The 2017-nt window shown below is 65.1% G+C and carries 1 protein-coding gene and 1 pseudogene; both read right to left on the bottom strand.

Features of this window, described 5'->3' with window-relative positions:
- Positions 1-231: 231 nt before the first annotated feature.
- The gene (locus AB4Y84_RS20155; RefSeq protein ID WP_442244342.1) at positions 232-1668 is read right to left on the bottom strand and encodes a serine hydrolase domain-containing protein; all 1437 of its coding nucleotides are present in this window, start codon (positions 1666-1668) and stop codon (positions 232-234) included.
- A gap of 144 nt (positions 1669-1812) precedes the next feature.
- Positions 1813-2017: pseudogene (locus tag AB4Y84_RS20150) on the bottom strand (urocanate hydratase); the annotation flags it as partial.

Raw genomic sequence — 2017 nt, 5'->3', positions numbered from 1 at the left:
CCCGCACCGCGTCCAGCGTGGTGGCCTGAGGCGCGGCGTGGGCGGCGGTGGACAGGCCAAGCAGGATGGCCAGCGACATCGGGGAGCGGGTGGGGCGATACGGCAGAAAGGGCATGCGGACAGTCTGTAAACCAAAAAACAGGCGCGCAAGTTAACAGGTCGGGTGCGGTACGTCACCTACCGGGTGCGTATGGGCTCACCCCGATGCGTGGCGTGGATTCACAGAAGAATCTACGGCGAGGTTTTCGCCAGCCCCTTCGACTTCGCATACAGCCGATCAGCGGTCTCCTTCTCGCCCAGCGCAGCATGGCATTCGGCAAGGCTGTCCCAGGCATTGGCCGAGGTGGGATACAGGGCCGTGTTGAGGGCGAAGACCTTCAGCGCGGGCCGGTTGCCCAGATTGTTGCGGATCGCGTAGCCGGTTGCATTGATGGCCCGCTCCAGTTCGTCGGATGCAATGCCACTGCTTTCGCTCAGCCACGCACGCAGGCTGCTTTCACTGCTGCTGTCGCCGGTCAAGGCATAGCCGATCAAACGTTCGGACAGTGCTGCATGCGGAAACTCGCCTGGTGCAGCCACTGCCATAGTGCTTTCCACCAGCGTGCTCGACCAGGCATTGCGGGCGCTGCCATTGGTCAGGTACACGATCACCCAGTAGCCGCTGGCCAGCGTGCCCTTGAAGGCCAGCCGCGCGCGCACGCGGGTGCCACCATCGTGGCCGACCTGTGTATAGCCATCGCTGCGGGTCGTATCCCAGCCGGTGGAGAAGAAGTTGCTGCCGCCGCCGGTCAGTGTCTGTGGCTGCCACAGCGCTTCCAGCGTGGCCGTGCGCACCAGCTTGCCGGTCGCCAGCGCCTGCAGGAAACGGTTCATGTCGCCCACGGTGGTCTGCAGATCGGCGTGGCCCCAGCCGTAGTTCGGCCATGGATCTTCATTGGCCGGCTGCAGCTGGCCTTCCTTGCCGATGTACGGCACCGCCGCGCGCTGCGCCGGCACGCTGGCTGCTCCCCACGAGGTGCTGGTCATTTTCAGCGGCTGCAGGATGCGTTCGCGTGCAATGGCCGGATAGGGCTTGCCGTAATGGGTTTCCAGCAATGCGGTGAGCACCAGGTAGTTCGCCTGCGTGTACTGCACGCGGCTACCGGTGGCGAACTGCATCGGTGCCGAACCGGCCACCTTCAACGCAGCAGCAAGATCGGGCGCCACGCCCGGGTAACCTTTGCTCACCCAGCGGTTGTCCACGCGGTCGTAGTATTCGCCGATGCCAGAGCTGTGGTTGAGGAAGTCACGCACGTGGATGACCTGCCACGCGGTCGGCAGGTCCGGCACATAACGACTGGCGGGGGCATCCAGATCCACCTTGCCCTGGTCCACCAGCTGCATCACCAGCGTGCTGGTCAGCAGCTTGGCCATCGACTGCGCGGCGAAGATGGTATCGACGGTGGCAGGCGCGTGGGTGGCCGGGTCGCGTTCACCACTGGCGCCCTCGTACAGCACGTTGCCGTTGTGTGCGACCAGTACCGCCTGGCCGGCAATGCCATAGCGTTCGCGGTTGACCTGCAGCTGGCTGTTGAGCTGGGAAGCAAGATCTGGCGGAACATCCCGTGCCGAAGCGAACGGGGTGGCGAACAGGGCGCAGAGCAATGCAGAAGCGAGCGTGCGGTACATCGCGGTGATCCGTCAGCGGCGATGGCGCATCTTGGTCACGGCGGGGGATAGGGTCAAGCCAGGAGGGTTGTGCCGACCAAGGTCGGCATCTACCAGAGTCAAAGTGCATCGGGCGGTGCCGGCCAGCGGCCGGCACCCCTGCGATCAGCCGAGAATCCCCGGCAGATCCAGACCCTTCTCCTTCGCGCACTCAATCGCGATCTCATACCCCGCATCGGCATGGCGCATCACGCCGGTGGCCGGGTCGTTCCACAGCACGCGTGCAATGCGCTTGGCCGCCGCTTGAGTGCCATCGCAGACGATCACCATGCCGGMGTGCTGCGAGAAGCCCATGCCCACGCCGCCGCCG

This window comes from Stenotrophomonas sp. 2YAF22, assembly GCF_052114665.1.
GTDB lineage: Bacteria > Pseudomonadota > Gammaproteobacteria > Xanthomonadales > Xanthomonadaceae > Stenotrophomonas > Stenotrophomonas indicatrix.
The sequence above is the reverse complement of the archived record's forward strand: the minus strand, read 5'-3'. Positions and strand labels throughout refer to the sequence as shown.

Excerpts from the sequence above, each read along its gene's own strand:
- AB4Y84_RS20155 (WP_442244342.1), bottom strand. The coding sequence starts at position 1,668 with ATGTACCGCACGCTCGCTTCTGCATTGCTCTGCGCCCTGTTCGCCACC.